Origin of the sequence: Chitinophaga sp. (assembly GCF_017745275.1) — a bacterium.
In the GTDB taxonomy this organism is placed as follows: domain Bacteria; phylum Bacteroidota; class Bacteroidia; order Chitinophagales; family Chitinophagaceae; genus Chitinophaga.
In genome coordinates this window covers 96935-114561 of the sequence record NZ_JAGHZS010000007.1, presented here as the reverse complement: position 1 = coordinate 114561, position 17627 = coordinate 96935, and the positions used below count along the sequence as shown (strand labels likewise).

Annotated in this window: 16 protein-coding genes; 7 read left to right on the top strand and 9 right to left on the bottom strand. The window is 46.2% G+C overall.

The genetic code is table 11. The features are described 5' to 3' along the window. Positions 1–277: 277 nt before the first annotated feature. From aspT to J7623_RS19935, 3 genes are all read right to left on the bottom strand, one after another. Positions 278–1993, bottom strand: coding sequence for an aspartate-alanine antiporter (gene aspT / locus J7623_RS19945; RefSeq protein WP_291923677.1), 1716 nt, complete (start codon positions 1991–1993; stop codon positions 278–280). Between the two features lie 70 nt (positions 1994–2063). Further along, on the bottom strand, positions 2064–2522 hold the full coding sequence (gene rnhA / locus J7623_RS19940; RefSeq protein ID WP_291923675.1) for a ribonuclease HI: 459 nt from the start codon (positions 2520–2522) through the stop codon (positions 2064–2066). 159 nt (positions 2523–2681) lie between these two features. Beyond that, entirely contained in the window at positions 2682–4319 is a 1638-nt protein-coding gene (locus J7623_RS19935; protein ID WP_291923674.1) for an acyl-CoA carboxylase subunit beta, read from the bottom strand. A gap of 209 nt (positions 4320–4528) precedes the next feature. On the opposite strand from J7623_RS19935, the gene J7623_RS19930 reads away from it, so the two are divergent. After that, positions 4529–4987: a DinB family protein gene (locus J7623_RS19930; RefSeq protein ID WP_291923672.1), complete on the top strand. Its 459-nt coding sequence runs from the start codon at positions 4529–4531 to the stop codon at positions 4985–4987. Here the strand turns inward: J7623_RS19930 and J7623_RS19925 are convergent. From J7623_RS19925 to J7623_RS19915, 3 genes are all read right to left on the bottom strand, one after another. After that, the gene (locus J7623_RS19925) at positions 4984–5916 is read right to left on the bottom strand and encodes a bifunctional helix-turn-helix transcriptional regulator/GNAT family N-acetyltransferase (protein WP_291923670.1); all 933 of its coding nucleotides are present in this window, start codon (positions 5914–5916) and stop codon (positions 4984–4986) included. The two genes, J7623_RS19930 and J7623_RS19925, sit on opposite strands and share 4 nt — an antisense overlap. 132 nt (positions 5917–6048) lie before the next feature. Continuing rightward, on the bottom strand, positions 6049–6621 hold the full coding sequence (locus J7623_RS19920; protein WP_291923668.1) for a Crp/Fnr family transcriptional regulator: 573 nt from the start codon (positions 6619–6621) through the stop codon (positions 6049–6051). A 2-nt stretch (positions 6622–6623) separates the two neighbouring features. Further along, positions 6624–8063 carry an MFS transporter gene (locus J7623_RS19915; protein ID WP_291923666.1) on the bottom strand — a complete coding sequence of 480 codons (1440 nt, stop codon included), beginning with the start codon at positions 8061–8063 and terminating at the stop codon, positions 6624–6626. A 160-nt stretch (positions 8064–8223) separates the two neighbouring features. On the opposite strand from J7623_RS19915, the gene J7623_RS19910 reads away from it, so the two are divergent. Further along, on the top strand, positions 8224–9669 hold the full coding sequence (locus tag J7623_RS19910) for a sodium:solute symporter (protein WP_291923664.1): 1446 nt from the start codon (positions 8224–8226) through the stop codon (positions 9667–9669). A 67-nt stretch (positions 9670–9736) separates the two neighbouring features. Here J7623_RS19910 and J7623_RS19905 read toward each other — a convergent pair whose 3' ends face one another. Both J7623_RS19905 and J7623_RS19900 read right to left on the bottom strand, forming a co-directional pair. Next, a complete protein-coding gene (locus J7623_RS19905; RefSeq protein ID WP_291923662.1) occupies positions 9737–10702 on the bottom strand; it encodes an ion channel in 966 nt (321 codons plus the stop codon). A gap of 118 nt (positions 10703–10820) precedes the next feature. After that, positions 10821–11528: a DsbA family oxidoreductase gene (locus J7623_RS19900; RefSeq protein WP_291923660.1), complete on the bottom strand. Its 708-nt coding sequence runs from the start codon at positions 11526–11528 to the stop codon at positions 10821–10823. A 98-nt stretch (positions 11529–11626) separates the two neighbouring features. On the opposite strand from J7623_RS19900, the gene J7623_RS19895 reads away from it, so the two are divergent. After that, positions 11627–12031: a helix-turn-helix domain-containing protein gene (locus J7623_RS19895; protein WP_291923658.1), complete on the top strand. Its 405-nt coding sequence runs from the start codon at positions 11627–11629 to the stop codon at positions 12029–12031. A 29-nt stretch (positions 12032–12060) separates the two neighbouring features. On the opposite strand, the gene J7623_RS19890 is transcribed toward J7623_RS19895, so the two are convergent. Further along, positions 12061–12987, bottom strand: a complete 927-nt coding sequence (locus J7623_RS19890; RefSeq protein WP_291923656.1) for an NADP-dependent oxidoreductase — start codon at positions 12985–12987, stop codon at positions 12061–12063. A 165-nt stretch (positions 12988–13152) separates the two neighbouring features. On the opposite strand from J7623_RS19890, the gene J7623_RS19885 reads away from it, so the two are divergent. The 4 genes from J7623_RS19885 to J7623_RS19870 all read left to right on the top strand — a co-directional run bounded on the left by J7623_RS19885 (position 13153) and on the right by J7623_RS19870 (position 17567). Then, positions 13153–14484, top strand: a complete 1332-nt coding sequence (locus tag J7623_RS19885) for a DEAD/DEAH box helicase (protein ID WP_291923654.1) — start codon at positions 13153–13155, stop codon at positions 14482–14484. A 388-nt stretch (positions 14485–14872) separates the two neighbouring features. Then, positions 14873–15430 (top strand): sigma-70 family RNA polymerase sigma factor, encoded by a 558-nt coding sequence (locus J7623_RS19880; RefSeq protein WP_291923653.1) that lies wholly within the window; start codon positions 14873–14875, stop codon positions 15428–15430. Positions 15431–15466: 36 nt separating this feature from the next. Further along, positions 15467–16567, top strand: a complete 1101-nt coding sequence (locus J7623_RS19875; RefSeq protein WP_291923651.1) for a FecR domain-containing protein — start codon at positions 15467–15469, stop codon at positions 16565–16567. 25 nt (positions 16568–16592) lie between these two features. Next, a complete protein-coding gene (locus J7623_RS19870) occupies positions 16593–17567 on the top strand; it encodes a hypothetical protein (protein WP_291923648.1) in 975 nt (324 codons plus the stop codon). The last annotated feature ends 60 nt before the right edge of the window (positions 17568–17627 follow it).

Sequence of the window (17627 nt, the reverse complement as noted above, 5' to 3'; positions counted from 1 at the left end):
ATGGTGCTATGCAGCCAGGGTTTTCGATTTAATTAATGCAGGCAACAACAGTTGCTAACAAAGTATGGTTGGGTATATTTCTCCATAAGCTATTCTTTAAAAATTTGTTCCTTTCTATATCCTATTAATCCTATAGACTAATGGGTCGCAAAGCTAATTGCTTTACGAGTTAAAAACAAAAGAAATGTTAAAAAAGTTGAAGGTAAAACGATTCACTGCAAGCGAATCGCAATACAGACGTGGATTTAGCTAGACAAAATTGTGATGAGCGGCGTATTTAGCCGCCCTTGTGCATCAACAAGACAATTATAACGCCTGAGGTAGTGAGGGTAATATTGGCTACCGCGTACGCCACCGTGTATCCCAGTGCAGGTACTTTACTGTTAAGCGCATCCTGCACTGCCAGCAAAGGGGCTGACTCATCGTGTGCGCCGGCACAGGCTCCGAGGCCAATAGCGGGATGAAACTTAAATACGTATTTAGAGAGGAACAATGCCACCACCATCGGCAGCAGGCTCAATACCATCCCTGCCAGGAATAGTGTCAGTCCTTCTTCTCTCAACCCCTGCAGAAAGCCCTGACTGGCACTGAGTCCTACGATAGCAATGAATACATGCAGTCCCAGTTTAGTCAGCACCCATTGCGAAGCCGCAGGAATATAGCCAAAGTGCGGCCGGATACCACGCATCCAGCCGAACACCAATCCCGCAATCAGCGCACCTCCGCTGGTACTGAGTTCCACCGGCACGTTGCCCAGCCGCACACTCAGGCTTCCCACCAACGTACCTACTACAATACCCGCTGCCAAATAAACGATATCCGTTTCTACACCTACTCTTTCTTTATATCCAAGAATGGCGACGGCTTTGTCCAGCTCTTGCTGAATGCCCACCATCTCCACCATATCTCCCTTTTGAATCACCGTGTTTGCGGACAATGGCATTTCAATCCCTGAGCGGGTAACTTTGCGAATACTGATGCCATGAAATTCCGGGTGCCGGGCAAACTCCTTCAAGGGCTTGTTGATAGCCGCTTTCCTGGTGATGATCACCGTAGCGGATTGCACCGGGAAAGTTAACAACTCTGCATCCGCCACCTCTTTTCCAAGTAAGGATTCCGAAGCAATGGCCGAAGAACGTTGACCTCCAATAGCTATAATATCTCCCGGCTTAATAATAAATCCATTACTGGTTTCATATAATTTACCTCCCCGCCTGATACGCAGGATATATAACAATCTTTTTTTCTCGTGCAGCATATGTTCAATGTCCCCCACTGTTCTCCCCTCTCCTGCCAGTTCTCCGTTAACGAGATAAGCCCGGAACGCCACATGATCATATGCGTTGGTAATATTCTCTTCTCCCTCCGGTGAAGCTTCCGATACTTTGGCTTCCAGGTCTTTTGTTTGTTCTATTAACTTAGCGCGGCTACCAGACATAAACCAGGGGCCAATTACAGACAAAAACCAACTGGTGCCGGCCGTACCGAAAATATACGTCACTGCATAGGCCACAGGTATCTGGTTAATTAACCGGGCACGTTCGTCGTCACTCAGATTGAGTTCATTAATGGTATTGGAGGCTACACCAATGATAGCAGAGCAGGTATTAGCGCCTGACATTAGTCCCGCTGTAGTACCGGTTTCAAAACGTAGTAAAGATGCAATGCCCCAGCAGAAAAGCACGCTGCTGCAACATACCATAAAGGAAAACAGCGCAATGGGTAATCCATCCTTCCTCAATCCCTGAAAAAATTGCGGGCCTATCCCATAGCCGGTACAAAACAGGAAGAAAAGAAAGAAGATAGATTTTGTTTCAGAAGGAATGCTGATATGAAAGCTGCCAATGGCAATGCCCACCAGCAGTACACCGGTTACTGTACCCAGCGTGAAACCTTTGATATGGGCCTTTCCCAGCAGGAAGCCGATCAGCAGGGTTAGCATCACGGCTATTTCGGGGTATTTCTGTAGCGTTTCAATGAACCAGGTGAGCATAAAGAAATATTAAGTTTGCGCTTATATTACAATTATGATCACCTCTTGGTTCGGAGCGAAAGTGTTTATTCTATGCGTTGTCGTTTTCGAAACCTTCGTCAATCAGCCAGTTGCCGCTATCTGCGGCCTGCGTCGCCAATTCATCGCAACGATTATTAAATGGGTTACTGGCGTGTCCTTTCACCCACTGCATTTTAATACGATGCTTTTTGTATAGTGGAATGAAACGTTGCCAGAGGTCTTTATTTTTTTTGTCTTTGAAATTAATTTTCACCCAGCCCCACAGCCAGCCTTTTTCAATACTGTCTACCACATATTTACTATCGGTAAAAATAGTTACCGGCACCCCATCTTTTTTCAGGGCTTCCAGTGCTACAATCACGGCCAATAGTTCCATCCTGTTATTGGTGGTTTTGCGATATCCCTGTGATAACTCTTTCCGGATATTTCCCCACATCAGTATCACTCCATATCCTCCCGGGCCAGGGTTGCCGCGGGAAGCGCCGTCTGTATATACTACCAGTTCCATGTTCTTCTTTAAAAGTTGCTAAGGTAGTTTTTTTTGAGCTTAAAGCAGAAAGCAGAAGGCATAAAGCTATTTTAGCGATTGATTAAAGTGTAAGATTAAAATCCGTTCTGATCAATCGCTAAAATAGCTTTATGCCTTCTGCTTTCTGCTTTAAGCCTTCTACACCTGGAACACCCCTACACTAAAGGATTGCTCTACCGGCGCATTATTAGCTGCTTTGATACCTTCCGCAATACGTATACGGGTATCAGCGGGATCAATGATATCGTCTACCCAGAGACGGGCAGCCGCATAATATGGAGTGGTTTGTTCGTAGTACTTATCGGTAATGGCTTTGAGCAGGCGGGCTTCTTCCTCGGGTGTAATCACTTCTCCTTTGGATTTAAGCGCGGCTACCTGTATCTGCAATAGCGTTTTGGCGGCTTGTTCGCCACCCATTACCGCTATTTTAGCGGAAGGCCATGCATAAATGAAGCGGGGATCATAAGCTTTACCACACATGGCGTAGTTACCAGCTCCATAGGAGTTCCCGATAATGATAGTAATTTTGGGGACCACCGAATTGGCTACTGCATTCACCAGTTTAGCACCATCTTTAATGATACCGGCATGTTCACTTCTGCTGCCTACCATGAAACCGGTAACGTCCTGTAAAAATACCAACGGAATTTTCTTCTGGTTACAGTTCATGATAAAGCGGGCGGCTTTATCGGCGCTGTCGTTGTAAATAACGCCACCCATCTGCATTTCACCTTTCCGGCTTTTCACTATTTTACGCTGATTGGCAACGATGCCTACCGCCCAGCCATCAATGCGGGCATAGCCGCAAATAATGGATTTGCCATAGTCCTGTTTATATTGATCAAATGCAGAACCATCTACCAGGCGTTCAATAATTTCCAGCATATCATAAGGGCGGGAACTATCTGCCGGCAATATGCTATCCAATTCTTCACCTGATTTCAGCGGCAGTTGCGGTTCAATACGATCAAATCCTGCGGTAGCAGGATGTCCCAGTTTGCTGACGATCCGTTTTACCTGGTCCAGGCATTCTTCGTCCGTTTTAAATTTATAATCGGCGATACCTGAAATTTCTGTGTGGGTAACAGCACCTCCTAACGTTTCCGCATCTACGTCTTCCCCGATAGCGGCTTTTACCAGGTAGGGACCAGCGAGGAAGATAGAACCATTGCCTTCCACCATTAGCACCTCGTCGCTCATGATAGGGAGATAAGCGCCGCCGGCCACGCAACTACCCATTACAGCAGCAATTTGCGTGATGCCCATGGCACTCATGCGGGCATTGTTTCTAAAGATGCGGCCAAAATGTTCTTTGTCCGGAAATATTTCGTCCTGCATAGGTAAAAATACACCGGCACTATCCACCAGGTAGATCACCGGGAGATGATTCTCCATAGCGATTTCCTGCAGACGGAGATTTTTTTTACCGGTCATAGGGAACCAGGCACCTGCTTTCACCGTCATATCATTGGCAACAATCATGCACTGCCGGCCACTTACATAGCCAATACCACCAACGGTACCTGCTGCCGGGCAACCTCCATGTTCGGCATACATATCATAGGCGGCAAATGCGCCGATTTCAGTAAAAGTGGAATCACGGTCTATCAGGTACTGAATGCGCTCGCGGGCGGTTAACTTACCACGCTGCCTTACTTTCTCCAGGCTCTTCTTTCCACCCCCCTGCTCTATTACACCAAGACGCTGTTTCATTGTGCTGATGGCCATCCGCATAGCATCTTCATTTTTGTTGTTCTCCAGTTGCTGCTGATCCATAACGATGGGTTTTTATATTCTTTAAAAATAAGGGAAAGAATTCAGTAAATTCGATTGATGGCAGAGCTGCCGGTCACCGCGTTCTGCACTTTTAGATGATTATTACGATTAACAGGATTCTATTTTTATTTATATAGCGGTATACGGATTATGTATGTACCCGTTTAAAAGAGTCAGACATATCTTTTAAAAAATAAAATTGGCTTGTTATGTCATTAACGGAACACTTAGCGGCTTCGCTGGAAAACCTTTACAATGGGCAACCCTGGATTGATGTTACCTTCCGGGAACACCTTACCCGGATGGATGCCATGCAGGCGGTCAAAACCTTTGGAACATCCAATAACAGTTGGGAAATTATTAACCACGTTATATTCTGGCATCAGCGTGTCCAACGTTTTATGCATAATGAGGCTCCGGAGCAGGATGGCGACCTGCCGGATTTCTATATGCCGGAGAATCGTGGAGAAGAAAACTGGCAGGCCACCATACACCGGCTGGAACATTCTTTTGCACAAATAGCCGACAGTATCAGGAAGTTTCCGGAGAAAGAACTGTTCGATACTTTCCCCGGCACCAAACATATTGCCATTTACTACCTGCAGGGGTTAGCGGAACATGATGCCTATCACCTCGGACAGGTAGTGATGTTACATAAGTATGCTTAGGACAGATCCATGTCGTATCGTTGTTCATAAAGTTGTTGTCCCCATAACTGCAGGTACTTCTCACCGGTTTTGCGGAAGCCGGCCTTCTTATAAAGGGCAATGGCGGTTTCCTGCATGCTGGTAGTCATCAGGTATACTTTCTGATAATCTTTCTCTTTACAAAAACCGATGGCTTCCTGCAGCAGCTGCTTTCCCAGTCCTTTGCCCCGGTAGTCGGGGTGAATGAGGAACCAGCGCAACTGCGCCAGGTGGCGGGAAGACCCCAGTATAGCTACCGAACCTACAATCTGGTTATCTGCAATGGCCAGGAAAATACGGTCCTTGGCGGGATTGTAAGTAGGTAAAAATTCATAAAAAGTTTTACATACATAGGCTTCAAATTCCAGGTTATACCCCGATTCCTTTGCATACAACTGCCCGTGTAAATAAATAAGATATCCTACATCTCCCGGCTGGAGGTTATAACGGATATGGATATCCGAAACAGCGCCTTCTCCGGGGGCCGACAAAATCTGCCGGATAGATTTCATGGCGCCCGTGATCTGTTGTTGTTGCTTTTCTGACAAGGGAGCGGTCAGTTGCTGAATTTCGGCGGTAGACTTTTCTTCCAGCCCTGCCAGTAGTTTTTTACCGGCTGCGCTGAGCTGTAAAAAAAACGTACGCCCGTCGGCGGTAGACTGCTGCCTGTTCAGCCAGCCATTTTTTTCAAATTTTTTCAGAAGACGACTGAGGTAACCGCCATCGATTTTTAAAGCGGGTATCAGCTCGCCCGCGGTGCATTTATGACGTTGTCCTATTTCATAGATCACCCGCACTTCCGAGAGCGACAGGTTACTTTCCAGTATATGTTGGTTCAACAGGCCAATCATACCAGTATAGAAGCGGTTAAACTGGCGGATCTGGTGGACGATAGATTGTTGATGGTCCATAGGTGTTTGTTTCTCAAACAAAAGTAAATAAATACTTGACAAAAGCAAATAATAAATTTGCCTTTGTCAAGTATTTATTTGGAGCGCTAAAATGTCGCAGTAATAGCTATCGCGGGCATATATAGACAGCTGTTAAAAACGTTTTGATTTCAGGCGGCTTAATGTTTCCTGGGAAATATTAAGGTAAGAAGCGACGAGTTTATTAGGTAACCGTTGCACCACATGTGCATTTTCGTTTAGTAGTTGACGATACCTTTCCCCGGCACTTTGGGTGATAAAACTCATTAACCGGCCGGTATTAATGACGTACGCATTTTCGAGATAGTGCCGGTAAAATTTCTCCCAGGCCGGGATGGTGTCCAGCAAATAATAGAAATCATTACGGGAAATAGCCAATAGCTGGCCTGGCAAAACGGCCTGGATGAATTCATGAGAGGGTTTCCCGGAAATAAAACTCATTAGCCCGCAAACGCAATTGTTTTCAAATGCCAGGTAACGGGTAGCTTCCTGGCCGTTCTCATCTATAAAGTATACCCTCACACAGCCACTGTTCACAAAAAATATATTTTTAGCGACCTCCCCTTCCGACAATAATGCCTGGTTCCGGACTGTTTTCTGTAATTTAAAATGCGACAGGATAATGCTGAGTTGCGCATCTGTTACATTAATTCTGCGGAGGATATAGTCGGTTAATTGTTCGTACATACTTACACGTTATTGCGGCGCGGCTGCTTTCTCAGCACCAAATATATTAATAATGCGGCAATGGCTACCAGTACCGCTGCCAGCAAAAAGACCACAGCTATGGCATGCGTTACAGTTCCCTGTTGCATCAGCATGGCAAATATAGCTCCCAATACCGCAGTTCCGGTAATATGCCCTGTGGTACGGGACAAAGACAAAAGACCGCTCATGAGTCCCCGTTGTTCCGGTGCTGCCAGTTCCATCACCGCCGTGTTATTAGGTGTCTGGAAAAATGTGAGCCCCACCTGGATAAGCCCGATACGCCATAAAAAACCAAAAATACCCTGCTCCACTGTAATACTGCTCATGGCCACACAGCCGGCTACCATGATCAACACACCCACCAGCATCACTTTACGGGCATGAAATTTATCGGCCGCTTTACCGGCGAACACGCTCAATACGGCCGTGACCAGTGGCCCAAAAGACATGAGCAACCCCGTTTGCAAAGGTGTGTAGTGCCCTGCATTGGTCAAATAAAACGGCAGCAACACCACTGTGGCCATGATCACCGTGTATACCAGCCAGGCCGCCAGCAGGCTGGCAGATAATAAAGGCTGACGGAATAGCTGCATATCCAGGAAGGGGTACCGCACTTTTCGCTCATAACGTACAAAGACAACCGCTCCGCCAATACAACCCACCAACAGCAACCATACCGGGCGGCTCAGGAATCCATTGTCTTCCATCATCGTCATTCCCATACAATAACATACCAGTACACCTGCCAGGATCAGCATACCCGTCCAGTCCGCTGGTTGGACCGTCGCACGCGGAGTGGCAGGTACATATTTGCGCACTAACGTATAAGCAAGTACGCCCAATGGAATATTCACAAGAAACATAGCCTGCCACCCCATGGTAGCCACCAGGATTCCGCCGCAGGTAGGCCCTGATGCAATCCCCAGCGGCACCATCATGGTAAGCCAGCCCATTGTTTTTCCCAACTGGTTTTTAGGTACCAGGTCACCTGCAATAGCAAAACTGAGCGACAGGCAAAAAGCGGCGCCTATCCCCTGCATAGCACGGAAAATGATCAACGCGTTAATGCCGGCGGCCATACCACAACCCCAGGAAGCGATCGTGAACACCAGGATTCCCAACAGGTATAATTTCTTTTTACCAAACATATCACCTAAACGGCCGGCGCCGGCAATCAGGGCGGTCAACAACAGCATATAACTAAGTACCACCCATTGGGCAGCAGCAAAAGAAGCGTGCAGGTGTTTCATTAATACCGGCAATCCTACAATAACAATACTTGTATCCAGGTTTACCATAAACAGGATGAGTGAGAGCCCGGCTACTGCTGCCTTTACCGACCATGGACCAGATGGTGGCAATGCTGTTACCGGGGAAGTCTTCTCCGTCGACAGCGGAGCGTTGTTTGTTAAAACAGTCATATTCATTCATTTTTTGATGGCACAAAGGTGGCCCCATTGGCCTCCCTGAAAATTGATCCAGGTCAATAAATGCAAGAAGACTCCTCCTTCTGTCAAAAGACCGGAAGATCATTATCTTTGCCTCTTTGCGGGAAAATCGTATCTTGATTAAATTTGATTTATGTCGCCAGGTTTATTATTCTCATTCGTCGTTGCCTACTTTGTAATTCTGTTGGTAGTCGCATGGTATACAGGTCGTAATTCGAACAACGACTCTTTTTTTATAGGCAACCGTAACAGTAACTGGATGCTGGTGGCCTTTGGTATGATCGGTACCTCCCTCAGTGGCGTTACTTTTGTGAGTGTGCCCGGCGCAGTGGGAAAAGACGCTTTTTCCTATATGCAGATTACCCTCGGGTATTTTATCGGCTATATCACTATTGCATATATACTGATTCCATTGTATTACCGGCTGCAGTTAACATCTATTTATAATTACCTGCATACGCGGTTCGGTAACTATGCTTACAAAACCGGCGCCTCCTTCTTTATTCTTTCCCGCACCCTTGGCGCCACAGCGAGATTGTACCTGGTAGTAAGAATATTGCAGGATGCGATTCTTTCCAGCTTTGGTGTTCCCTTCTGGCTTACTACGCTGATCATCTTATTTATGATCCTGTTATATACCTATGAAGGTGGTGTAAAAACCATTGTATATACTGATACGCTGCAAACTACCTGCATGCTGGCAGGACTGATTATTTGTGTTGGCTTTATCCTGCATACTATGGACCTGAGCCTGGGACAAAGCATTACCGCCATGCACGAAAAAGGACTCACCACTATTTTCAATACAGATCCGGATAGTAAGCTGTTTTTCGTCAAGCAAATTGTGGCGGGGGCATTCATCACCATTACCATGACCGGCCTTGACCAGGAGATGATGCAAAAAAACATCTCTGTAAAAACATTAAAAGACTCGAAAAAGAATATGGTATCACTGGCCTTTATTATGGTAATTGTAATAGGGCTGTTCCTTTTCCTGGGTGGTTTACTTCACCTGTATGGCGCTCAGCAGCAGGTTACTGTTACGGGAGATAAATTATTCCCTGAGCTGGCTTTGCATCATATGCCGCCCGTGATTTCCGTGATCTTTATTATTGCGCTGATCTCCGCCCTGTTTCCCAGTGCAGATGGCGCTATGACCGCGTTAACGTCGTCCCTGTGCATTGATATCCTGGATATGCAGCGGCGCAACGACTGGACGGAGGAACAAAAGAAAAAATATCGTCAGCGGATACACCTGCTGATGGCATTTATTTTCCTGCTGTTTGTCCTGGTATTTGAGTGGGTGAATAACCCGAGTATGATCGGTGTTATTCTGAAAGTGGCAACTTATACTTATGGCCCGCTGTTAGGATTGTTTGCTTTTGGCATTTTTACGAAGCGCCAGGTAAACGATACGTTGGTACCGGTAGTATGTGTGGCGGCGCCTTTACTTTGCCTGGTAGTAGATCTGAACCAGGCCGCCTTATTTGGCAAATTCCAGATTGGACTGGAATTATTGCTCATCAATGGATTCTTTACTTTCGTCGGTCTGTTGTTGATCGGAAAACCGAAAGCGTAAATATTATTAAAGTAAAAGACCTGCCCCCATATGAGGGGCAGGTCTTTTACTTTAATAGCAGTATGACCTACGCTTCAACAGCTACTTCCACCGGCACCGTTTCACTCAGGCGATCTAACTCCAATACGGTAGTATTGCGGCTTTCGCGGTACATGGGTACAAATTTGCGGTTATGCTGAATTTCCTGGTAAGTATAAGAAGTGCGCTGCAACACAGTATTCGCGTATACATCATTAAATCCTTTTACTGTTACATAAATTTCTACATCTGCTGCTTCCATATCTTCCGCAGAAAACCCAAGCAGGGGGCTGTCGTCGTCAATCAAGTGCACTACGGTCCAGTTCATAGATAAGGTCTCCACCATTCTTCTTTCCAGGGGCAGGCTGTAGAATTTATAAATGGCATTGCCATTTTCCTGTACCTGCAAACCCAGTGTTACCAGTACGTCTACGTTGGTAAGCGTGTGGTGATCCTTGTAGGAAGCCATGCGGAACATGAGAGCTGTTTTACCCTGGAAAGGGGTAATCAATGCCATATCACTAAACAGCAGGTGGGCCCGTGGTTTTGAAAACCGGCCATAGATAAGACCCGTAGCCACCGCAAAGGACAGAAAACCGGTCATCGCTTCAATGGCGGCTACCACATTTACACCGTCGCCTACAGGGTTTACCCGTCCGTAGCCCACGGTAGTAAAGGTTTCTGTGCTAAAGAAATATATTTCCTTAAATCTTTCCCAACGCGTTTTTCCGATAATTCCCTGGAATTCTCCGGGTCCCAGCCACCAATAAATACCGGAATAGAGCAGGTTGATGGAAAAATAAAACGACAGGATTACTAATGCAAACTGCCACGCCGGTACATTCAGGAGCGCATGATAAATATTGAAACGGTGCATAAACGAACGTCCTTCCCGACGTATGTTGAAAGAACCGTCACGATTGATAAAACGACCACCGTAGCCATTGGCATTTACGCCAAATCCGGTATCGTTATTTTGATTGGAAAAAGGGTTAATTCTTTTCAGAAGCGCCATAGATAGATGATTATGGCGTAAAGGTAATAGAGAAAATTTGAAGATCTTTATAATATAATAACAAAAAGCAGGCAGAGAAATGACTTAACTCTCTGCCTGCTTTTTGTTATTAAAAAATTTATTTACAATCACCGTCCGGCGTGCAAACCTGTCCTGACAAGGTTTCCAGCTCTGTTACCGGTTGTGTTTTTTTCCACTCTCCATATGCCTGTTCCAGTGCCTGCGTAAAAGCATCGGTTGGTTGTGCGCCTGATACGGCGTACTTACGATCTATTACAAAGAATGGAACACCTCTGACGCCCAGCTGCCTGGCTTCATCTACATCTTTGTTGACGGCATTGGCCAGGTCTGTTGATTGTAAAGCGGCGGTGACAGCGTCTTTCTCCAATCCTATTTCAGTGCCCAATTCCAGCAGGGTGTTATGATCGCTCACATCCCTGCCTTCGGTGAAGTAAGCGCGGAATAAACGTTCTTCTGCGGCATCTCCGAGCTGTTGCTGCTTGGCCAGCTGAATGAGGCGATGTGCATCAAAGGAGTTGGCAACAACGGCTTTGTCGAAGTTATAGGTAAGACCCGCTTCCTTCGCGGTGCCGGTCACTTGTTCATGCAAGGCTACTGACCATTCGCGGGATTGACCTTTTATTTCTGCCAGGTAATCGTATACATCTTTTCCTGGCTGGGACTTCAGCCCGGGATTCAATTGAAAGCTCTTCCATTCAACGGTGATGTTTTCTTTTCCCGGAAACAGCTCCAATGCTGCTTCAAACTTCCGTTTGCCGATATAACAAAACGGACACATGATATCAGACCATATTTCTACTTTCATCATTTTTTATTTGGGTTGCTGTAAAATTAAATACATTTGCTATCAAAAAGTAAGCAGTTTCCTTAAAGTAAGTGCTTTACCAGAGGTAACCAACATATATGCAGATGAAAACAGCTGAAATAACCGAAGAAGTAGCAGAAGAATTAACGGTTGACTGCGGACAAGGCAGCAGTCATACCGACTGCCACAAAGTGATCATACCAGTGCGGGATGCCCTGGATGTGATCAGTGGCAAATGGAAGCTTCCCATTATTATTGCGGTTTCCCGCGGACATAAACGTTTCCGGGATATAGAACGCAGTATTCCAAAAATCACGTCCAAAGTTTTATCGAAGGAACTAAAGGACCTGGAAGCCCATAAACTGGTAAAACGTACAGTGTATGATACACAGCCGGTATCCGTGGAATATACGCTAACGAGCTATGCTGCCACATTAGACAGCGTGATACTTGCCCTGCAGCGCTGGGGCATACAACACCGGAAAAAAATTATAGGAAAATAGCGTGGACCGGGTAAGTCCACGCTGCTTTTTTATTCTTCCGAAATTTTTAATACAATTTTTCCCCTGCCGGGGCCATTGCTTTTACTGTATTCCTGTGCGGCGGCTGCCTGTGATAACGGCTGAAATACTTTCCGTACGTAGGGTTTTATCAGGTCTCTCTCCAGCATTTTATGTACTTCTTTCATGGCGGCTACTGTTTTGGTGCCCGCCCACACCGCATGAATACCGGCAGCGGCGGCCTGTTCAGGATCCGGCAATCCCACCAGGCAAAGTAGCTGTCCCCCGGATTTGAGCACAGACATAGAGCGGAGCGTGGTATCTCCTCCAACAGTATCCAATACAATATCTACAGGGTCTACCTGTGTTTCAAAGGGAGCGGCTTTATAGTCGATGACTTCACTGGCGCCTAATCCGGCTACAAAGTCCATGTTCTCCGGGCTGGCGGTAGCAATTACATAAGCGCCGGCATTATACGCCAACTGTACGGCAAAGAGTCCAACGCCACCGGCGCCGGCATGAATGAGGATACGTTGTCCTTTTGCCAGGTGGCCCACATCGAACAATGCGCCCCAGGCGGTTTTAGCGCCTCCCATAGCAGCGGCTTCCTCAAAAGAAAGTGACATTGGTTTGCGAAACAGTTGTACCGCGGGCGCAATGGCGTAAGCGGCATAGCTGCCATCTACAGCGCCATATACTTCATCGCCTGTTTTGAGACCAAATACACCTTCCCCTATGGCAGTGACTATACCGGAAGCCTCAACACCCGGTATAAAAGGCAGCGGATGCTGTTTAAGTCCTTCTCTTAGTTTCCAGTCGATCGGGTTTACACCACTGGCCACTACTTTAATCAGCACTTCGTCTTTTGCCGGCACAGGTACTGGTATTTCTTCCAGGTGTAGTTGTTCCGGTCCTCCATAGGCATGTACACAGATAGCGGGTATGTGGAGGTTTTTCATAGATTTTTTTTATGCTAAAATAAGCTTTTAGCTGTTAGCCATCAGCTTTTAGCAAATGCAGCCAACATAAACATGCTGTAGTCTTCGCTGCATTTGCTAAAAGCTGATGGCTAACAGCTAAAAGCTAAAAAAGCCTACCTTTGCCGTTCATATTATAGCAGTATCATGACTTTTGGTGATTTAAACCTTAATACTCCATTATTAAACGCGTTAGATGAATTAGGTTATAAGCAACCTACTACGATACAACAGCGTGCATTTTCCGTTATTATGTCCGGCCAGGATGTATGCGGTATTGCGCAAACTGGTACAGGTAAAACATTTGCGTACCTGTTGCCTACCCTTCGCCAGTTTAAGTTTTCGAAAGAGAAGCATCCTACGGTGTTGATTATTGTGCCTACCAGGGAGCTGGTGGTACAGGTAGTGGAAGCGGTGAAAAAGCTCACTACGTATATGAGTGTATCTGTGCTGGGAGTATATGGCGGTGTGAACATGAACCCGCAGATGGAAGCAGTACAGGATAAGCTGGACATCCTGGTGGCTACACCCGGACGCCTATACGATATTATTCTCAGTGGTGCGCTGAAAGTGAAGTCTGTAAAAAAGCTGATCATTGATGAAGTAGATGAAATGCTAAATCTGGGCTTCCGGACGCAGTTGCGCAATATCATGGATTTGCTCCCACAGAAAAGGCAGAACCTGATGTTTTCCGCCACCATTACGGAAGAGGTGGAGAAAATGATTGAAACACATTTTAATAATCCGCTGCGTATTGAAGCGGCACCTACCGGTACACCGCTGGAAAACATTGACCAGATAGTATACCGCGTACCAAACTTCTATACAAAAGTGAACCTGCTGGAGATGTTGATTACAGACGATCCCAGCATGACCAAGACCCTGATCTTTGCAGCTACCAAGCAATTGGCAGACGACCTGCATGAGCAACTGGAAAAGGAATTCCCGGGCCAGGTGGGCATCATCCATTCCAACAAGGAACAAAATCACCGCTTCAATACAGTACGTAAGTTCCAGGCAAATGAATACCGTTTCCTGATTGCGACAGATATTATTGCCCGCGGTCTGGATATTGCGGAGGTGACGCACGTGATCAACTTCGATACACCGGAAGTACCGGAAAACTATATACATCGTATAGGCAGAACCGGTAGAGCGGATAAAAAAGGTATTTCTATCCTGTTTACAAAGGACTCCGAGCTCGAGCACCTGGACCGCATACAAGCCCTGATGAACTATGTGATCCCGGAACGGGAGTTACCAGAGGATCTGACTATTTCGGAGGTATTAACGGAAGATGAAAAACCGAAGATACATATGCGTAATACGCTGGTAAAGGCGCCCAAACGGGAGGATGCGGGGCCTGCCTTCCATGAGAAGCTGGCGAAGAATAAAAAGGTGAATAAGAAAGTATCACATAAAGAAAAGATGATGTTGAAATATGGCAAACCGAAAAAACGGGGAGCGAAGAAAAAATAGCTTTTAGCGCCAGCTATCAGCTTTTAGCAAAAATGCAGCGGAGATATAAGCGTAAATAATTATTTATTGGCTTATATCTCCGCTGCATTTTTGCTAAAAGCTAATCGCTAACGGCTAACAGCTTCCCCACATATCTACCATCCAGTTTCAGAATAACAATTCATTAACAAACTTCGGCTATAAATAAAAATCCATACACCTGGTTGGATCGAATATAAAGTTGTGCATGTAAGTGTATCGAGAAAAACTGTCGTTCAAAACGTCATCTGCGGGGTTGATTACCTGGTTCCGGATGAGATGGCGGACAGTGACCATTAATCACCGCGTAATAACACTCTGAAACAGCAGCCAGACATTCCAGGTCTGCCATTATCAACTAAATCCCAGCATGAGTGCATCTATCAACGATATTGAATTGCTTGCACAACTGAAGACCGGTAGTCTTGAGGCGTTCCAGTATTTTTATGGCGCTTATCGCCAGTGGTTATATATCACGGCAGTGTCTATACTGAAAAACGAAGCAGAGGCCCAGGAGCTGGTGCAGGATCTTTTTATCGACTTCTGGGAAAAAGACCTGAGCTCGCGGATTGATTTAAGCAGTACCAATTCTCTCAAAAATTTTTTATTTGTCAGTATCCGTAACCGTTGTCTGAATAAGATAGCAAAGGATGCTACGCGAAGCAAACGATTCAAAAACATTCTCCTGCCTGAAACCTACACATATCCGCAAACCAGGCTGGAAAACAATGAGCTGAAAGAGCAGCTGGAAAACGCCATTAGTCAGCTTCCGGAGCGGCAATCCATCGCCTTCCGGCTGGCGTACCAGGAGCACAAAACACGCAAAGAAATCGCGGCCTTCATGGACACCAGTGAAGAAACAGTGAAAAAACAAGTCGCCAACGCGCTGAAAACTTTACGGGAATCTTTAAAAAAAATCCTTTTTTAATACCCCGGCCAATTAAAAAAACGGTTAATAGTGTACATGAACAGCGCAGACGAAATATACAGGCTCATGACGGAGAAGCTGGCGGGAATAATTTCCGCCGCAGATGACCAATTCCTGGAGGATCTAATCGAAGAAGATGCTGCAGTACGGGAGAAATGGGAGCAACTTTCCATGATCTCCATTCCCCCACCGCCGGCTCCCTGGCTGGAGGTAATTGATTTTAAACCAAAGAGATCACTGGGCCGCATTATCATGACCTGGTCGGCCGCCGCAGCTGTACTGGCCCTGATGGCCTTTACCGCCTGGAAATGGGATACCTTCTTCCCTAAAAAACAGGCAGCTCCAAGGATGGCCATCGTGATTCCGGATGTAATATTAAAAACAGCCGGCGCTCCGGACATCAACCTGACCAAAACTACCGGCCCCATTAATATCGGGGGCAAACAGGTGATCAATAAAGACAATACCCTTTTTCTGAATACCGGTGAAGAACTGCCAACGGGTACACACTCCCTGATTGTACCACAGGGCAAAAGCTTTGAAGTAGCCCTCTCTGACGGCTCCGTGGTAACACTCAATGCATCTACCACCATGGATTTCTCCTTCTCCTTCAAAGGAAACAGCCGGGAAATTACCCTTAACGGGGAAGCCTATCTGAAAATCGCCAAACAAGCTGGTAAACCTTTCCTGGTACACCTTCCCAACAGTACCGTGGAAGTATTAGGTACCACTTTTAACATCAACAGCTATAACCGCGACCTGGTAAAAGTATCGCTGGTAGATGGTAAAGTAAGAATGAAAGCCGGCAAAAAGGCCGTTATGGTGAAACCCGGAGAACAAGCCATCTTTAATAAGGACGATGCCAGCCTCGATACACAACCATTCAACGCTACCGTTGAACTGGGCTGGCAAAAAGGACTTTATTCCTTTTCAGACACACACATGGACGAGATATGTAATGCTATTTTCCGCTGGTATGGCGTTCAGGCCTCCCTAGATCGCCCTGACATTGCCAGCAGAACCTTTACCGGCCTGTTAGACAAGAAAACGCCACTCAGCTTCCTGCTGGAAGGGATTAAGGCGACTACCGGTACTGATTATTATTTTACGGCAGACAGCACACTGCATTTCAAATAATAGGCAATATCAAAGGCAAGTAACCATGAAGCAACCAAAAAACAAGTACCTCCTGCTGAGCAGGAACGACACCACCTACACGACCTATGAAGAGACTCCCAGCTACTTTCACTCACAGCTGATCCCTTATGCCAAATGTTATACAGATATTGACGACAAAGGCATTATCATTGACCAGCAAATAGAAATGAGCGGGCTGAGTATCTACTATCACCTGATTTTCCTCAATGAAGGCGTGCAATTGACCACCGTACCCCCCTCCAGGTATATCCTGCCTGCCTGCGTGTCAGGATTTACCAACACCAACAACCGTATTCCACTGAAAATGTCCCTGAGCAAAAACAGCGGTACCAATTTCAGCGACTCGAATACGCTGGTCACGGAAAAGGAGTTTGTAATGGACTTCCACGTCAACCTCAGCATCTCCGCCCTGAAATATTTATCTGATGAATTTCCGGCGTTCCGGATCATCAATAAAGTGGGCATAAAAAAAGTGCAGAACCCCGGCAACAGGGCACCTTTCCAGGTGAATGAGGTGAATTACCAGGTGATGAACCGGATCCTCCATTGTAAACAGATCGGTAAAACAGCGGAAATCTTTTTCCTGCGTAGTGCCATCGACTTCTATCGCACTTACCTCCGGTACCTGTCGCCTGAACCGCCTATTATGCTCAAAGAGAGCCACCGGGAGCAATTACGGGAAATAGCAGAATATATTATCCGGTATCCGGCAGAAGCAGACAGCATGGAAACACTTTGCCGCAAATTCCGGGTAGTACCGGAGTTTCTGTCCGCTCCATTTGAACAGGAATATTACATATCCGTGGAGGACCTGATACTACAGGAAAAAATGGCGCTGGCCTTTAAAATGATCACCGAAACCAATCATACCCTCACGTACATTTCCACTTTTACCAAACATAATAGCTGGGAAGAACTGACGGAGGAATTTGAGCAATACTATAAATGTAACATCGCAGATTTGCGAAACGCACAATAACCCCACTTGTGGTCACCCGGCGGCGGCTTCGTGTCGCTGCTGAGTGCCATTTGAACCAAC

Bases quoted from the DNA above. Each gene is read 5' to 3' on its own strand.
- J7623_RS19935 (WP_291923674.1), bottom strand. From the start codon at position 4,319: ATGGATCAGCAGCAACTGGAGAACAACAAAAATGAAGATGCTATGCGG.
- J7623_RS19925 (WP_291923670.1), bottom strand. From the start codon at position 5,916: ATGGACCATCAACAATCTATCGTCCACCAGATCCGCCAGTTTAACCGC.
- J7623_RS19870 (WP_291923648.1), top strand. From the start codon at position 16,593: ATGAAGCAACCAAAAAACAAGTACCTCCTGCTGAGCAGGAACGACACC.
- aspT (WP_291923677.1), bottom strand. From the start codon at position 1,993: ATGCTCACCTGGTTCATTGAAACGCTACAGAAATACCCCGAAATAGCC.
- J7623_RS19920 (WP_291923668.1), bottom strand. From the start codon at position 6,621: ATGTACGAACAATTAACCGACTATATCCTCCGCAGAATTAATGTAACA.
- J7623_RS19915 (WP_291923666.1), bottom strand. From the start codon at position 8,063: ATGACTGTTTTAACAAACAACGCTCCGCTGTCGACGGAGAAGACTTCC.
- J7623_RS19875 (WP_291923651.1), top strand. From the start codon at position 15,467: ATGAACAGCGCAGACGAAATATACAGGCTCATGACGGAGAAGCTGGCG.
- J7623_RS19930 (WP_291923672.1), top strand. From the start codon at position 4,529: ATGTCATTAACGGAACACTTAGCGGCTTCGCTGGAAAACCTTTACAAT.
- J7623_RS19900 (WP_291923660.1), bottom strand. From the start codon at position 11,528: ATGAAAGTAGAAATATGGTCTGATATCATGTGTCCGTTTTGTTATATC.
- J7623_RS19905 (WP_291923662.1), bottom strand. From the start codon at position 10,702: ATGGCGCTTCTGAAAAGAATTAACCCTTTTTCCAATCAAAATAACGAT.
- J7623_RS19885 (WP_291923654.1), top strand. From the start codon at position 13,153: ATGACTTTTGGTGATTTAAACCTTAATACTCCATTATTAAACGCGTTA.
- J7623_RS19890 (WP_291923656.1), bottom strand. From the start codon at position 12,987: ATGAAAAACCTCCACATACCCGCTATCTGTGTACATGCCTATGGAGGA.
- J7623_RS19910 (WP_291923664.1), top strand. From the start codon at position 8,224: ATGTCGCCAGGTTTATTATTCTCATTCGTCGTTGCCTACTTTGTAATT.
- J7623_RS19880 (WP_291923653.1), top strand. From the start codon at position 14,873: ATGAGTGCATCTATCAACGATATTGAATTGCTTGCACAACTGAAGACC.
- rnhA (WP_291923675.1), bottom strand. From the start codon at position 2,522: ATGGAACTGGTAGTATATACAGACGGCGCTTCCCGCGGCAACCCTGGC.
- J7623_RS19895 (WP_291923658.1), top strand. From the start codon at position 11,627: ATGCAGATGAAAACAGCTGAAATAACCGAAGAAGTAGCAGAAGAATTA.